The sequence below is a fragment of the Moorena sp. SIO3I6 genome, assembly GCF_010672095.1.
In genome coordinates this window covers 1-1,441 of sequence record NZ_JAAHHU010001306.1, presented here as the reverse complement: position 1 = coordinate 1,441, position 1,441 = coordinate 1, and the positions used below count along the sequence as shown (strand labels likewise).

At 44.4% G+C, this 1,441-nt stretch carries 1 pseudogene; it reads right to left on the bottom strand.

Going from position 1 to position 1,441, the window contains the following annotated elements:
• Nucleotides 1-1,114 precede the first annotated feature (1,114 nt).
• A pseudogene (locus F6K49_RS48815) lies at nt 1,115-1,441 on the bottom strand (GTPase); the annotation flags it as partial.

The window sequence follows — 1,441 nt, the reverse complement described above, 5'->3', positions numbered from 1 at the left end:
TCTGCTCTCTCAACACTTTACTCAAGGTTAGAGCTAGAGCATTGTCATCCTCTACCAGCAAAAGTCTCATGAACAATCCTGCTGTAAGCCTAGTCCTTTACAAATTTTGGATAAACACAGAACACTAAAAAATATACCTCTTTTGACAGATGCTATATATAATTTATTGATGTGTGTTCATCACTATTTGGGTTTTACCATTAGTAACGGCTAGTTGCACTGGATCATCTCAAAATTCTGTAAAGAGTGTGTAAAGATTGTGTCCAATTGAGAAGTGAGCCTTCCCTGTCTTAGTGAGCCTTCACCCTTAGCTCTGTTGGTGCGCATTCACCCTTAGCTTTGAAAAAGCGCGGGGTCCCACCGCAGCTATTTGATGGAGGCTGAGCTTCTTTCCATAGCACCGAACTATGAAGATACTAAAGAAAGCCTTGTGACAATACAGGGTTGGGGATTGGGATCAGGCAAACGGAACAACGGAAGATCGGATTTTCCTTCTGTTTTTTCATTTAACCTTTACTCATACCAACTTGCATTCATGGGTAGTACTTTCTTCCCATCACCCAATCACCCGATCACCCAATCACCTGATCACCCGATCACCTGATCACCCGATCACCCGATCACCCGATCACCCGATCACCTTTTCAGCAAGCCACTCTGTTGGTGGGCCTTCACCCTTAGCTTTTAAAAAGCGCGGAGTCGCACCCCATCTTTGATCACAACGCCCGGATCAGTGGCTTTACCACTCCTTTAACAAAAGGGTGGGGATGAAGCCTCTGTCCTTCGAGAACACTAGTCCAGTAATAATACCAAGTTCGACTCAAATTCGTAAGTCATGCTCTTGGTGAGCCTTCCCTAGCCCTTTTTCAAAGCGCTAGGTCGCACCGCTTTCAGTTGTTATTAGTCCTTTGTCACCACTCGAGAACCAATTTAGTAATAGAAATTGAGAAATTCACGCTCAATGTTGGTTTCTGGAAAATCTATGGATTTATAGCCATCCCTACTACTAACCTAAGTTGCTAGTTCTCAAAAAACACCTCAAAATGGCTTAAAGACACCAAAACTTAGTATCGCTAGATCCTAAATTTAGATTTTACGGCGATCAGCCCACACTCTAGCGATTAGGGGGAGTGTGGGAGATGTCGCATTTAATGATATATTGTACTAGCACTATTAATGCTTGAATCACAGAATCTCGTTGATTGGCATTGAGGCTTACCATCGGGGGTCGATTGCTTTCATCCACAAAGCCCAACGCGATCGCTACATCCTCTTGGGACCAAGCTCCTTCACAATCGACATGGGTTAGACCAATCACTAGGGGAATTTTCACACGCTGTCCCATAAAACTGAGCAGGCGACGGGAAGAGCTAAACTGACTGGGACGATGGGCATCAACAAGGAGTATGTAAGCATGCGCTTTCCGAATCAGGATGTCCCA